Here is a 2356-nt window from a genome sequence, read left to right on the forward strand (position 1 = left end):
AGAGAGGTAATACTGAGGTCAGGTTTAAAAGACTTAAAAATAGCCTTTATATTGTTGTTCTCATTTGTCTCTGCAATTCCATTTAATCCATCTGCTTTGGCAATTATATAGTAGCTGCCCGGAGTTGTTCCTTCCGGAAGATTTACAATTGTTGACCCTGTGCTGACTTGACCGACTTTGATCAAAGGAACAGCTCTATTCCCAATGATGGCATCTCCTGCATCAAGTTTGGAATTTGCCGAGAGATAAAAACTTGTTGTTGAAGCGCCTGCGTCACCGGACCCATTGTTCTTTGTCGTATCATTAATAGTTATAGATGAGCATGTGAGAGTTGCTGAAAGAGCAGACACAACAAGGTCAGTTGGAGAACAGGCATCGCCAACTCCATCATTATTTACATCTGCCTGATCTGGATTAGAAATATCCGGGCAGTTATCAGTCTGGCATGTGTTCCCCGGAAATCCCGGGTCACCAAATCCGTCACCATCTGTATCCATACATGTATCGCAAGCATCGCCAATCCCGTCATTGTCAGTATCATGTTGATCCAGATTATACATATCAGGACAATTATCTGTCGGACAGGTATTTGCCGGGTATCCCGGATTCCCAAATCCATCGCCGTCTGTATCGGTACAGCCAAAGTCAGAACCTATTGTAAAGCTTCTTACCGCAGCAAACTGAGAACCTTTGAATCCATTATCAATAGCCTGAACGCTCCAGTAATATCTTCCAGATGGCAGATTATAGATAGACCAACTATTATTATGATTTACATTTCCGATTGCCGGGATTCTCCGGGTGCCGGTATCAGCATCAGACATTGGAGACATTATCTCGCAGCTTTTCAGAGATGTCCCGATGCGTAAATTATAAGTAATACCATCTTGAGGAGTTTCTGCATCAGTTGATTTATTCCAGGCTAATGTTACTTTATTATCTTCTATAACCTCGGAAAGTCCGTTAGGTGCAACCGGTGGAGTGTTAGAGACAGTGGTATTATTCCGGTATAAACCTTCAATCTGAAGTAAAAGTACATCCAGATCACCATCATTGTCATAGTCTCCCCAGCTTACTGAACCATGATCCACCCAGCCCAATGGTGCAAAAATATCAACAAAATTTCCTCCCCCATCATTACGATACACCTTAGTAACTTCCGTTGTACCTGAGCCAGTATATCCGGTTAGTAATATATCGAAATCACCATCATTGTCATAGTCCCCCCAGGCAGCAGAGCTATCATAAACCGCAATAAGAGAAGCAGAGATGTCAACAAAGTTCCCTCCTCCATCATTGCGGTAAACCTTGGAAACTCCAGTTGTACCTGAGCCAGTATATCCGGTTAGTAATATATCGAGGTCGCCATCGCTGTCATAATCTCCCCACGCAACAGAGGAATTATAAACCCCAATCATAGAAGCAGAGATATCAGTAAAATTTCCTCCTCCGTCATTACGATAAACTTTTGAAACAGGACCATCAGGTGAATTGCCTGTAATGAGGATATCAAGGTCGCCATCATTGTCATAATCTCCGAAAGCTCCGGAACCATCAGAAATTTCTGCAAAAGGTGCAGTGTCAATAAAATTTCCTCCCCCATCATTACGGTATATCATTGAAAATTTTCCTCCCAAATCGTCCCATCCGGTGACTAACATATCTAAGTCACCATCATTGTCGTAGTCCCCAAAAGAATCAAAAAAAGTATAAGAATTTAGTGGGTGGAAAACGGCGCTACCAAAACCTCCAGTACCGGTACTCTCTTTCAATATATATACCGAGCAATAGCAATGAGAAGTAATTCCTGAATAAGCTATATCCAGATAGTTATCATTGTTGTAATCTCCAAAGGCTGCAGAACCGTAGTATGCTCCTCCAAAATTATGAACTTTTGGAAAATATGCTTCATTTTCAAACCACCCATCATTCCTGTACAAATTAGCCACATAGCCATAATAATCATTCATCCCTACAGAAAATATATCCAAGTCGCCATCGTTATCATAGTCTCCAAATACATTACAGCCACTATACGTTGCCGGTAAATCACTTGTATAAGGATATCCAATATTAACTCCCTGAAAACTTTCTGCTCCACAAAAAAGCGGTAAACAAAAAAACAATACTGCAGTAAGATAAAGAAAGCCGAACCGTTTTATATACGACATTTAATACCCCTCAAGAGTAAAAAGTTAAATCCTCTCCCCTTTATGGGTTTATCTTTATGGTCTTGTACTTCGCGTTATTATTCTCATTGGTTTCTCCAATAGTTCCGGGGCCGACAGGATTAGCGGTATCCGCATCTGCTTTGGCTATTATGTAGTAGTTCCCTGATATGCCAGAAGGAATTGTG

Annotated in this window: 2 protein-coding genes; both read right to left on the reverse strand. The window is 41.2% G+C overall.

Annotated elements, in window-relative coordinates; all coding sequences use genetic code 11:
• The coding region (locus HZA08_03765; protein ID MBI5192546.1) for a VCBS repeat-containing protein at positions 1-2171 on the reverse strand (2171 nt) is incomplete at its 3' end.
• Positions 2172-2211: 40 nt separating this feature from the next.
• Positions 2212-2356: hypothetical protein (locus HZA08_03770; protein MBI5192547.1), on the reverse strand; the 145-nt coding region annotated here is incomplete at its 5' end.

It is taken from the genome of Nitrospirota bacterium (genome assembly GCA_016212215.1).
Taxonomy (GTDB): Bacteria; Nitrospirota; 9FT-COMBO-42-15; order HDB-SIOI813; family HDB-SIOI813; genus JACRGV01.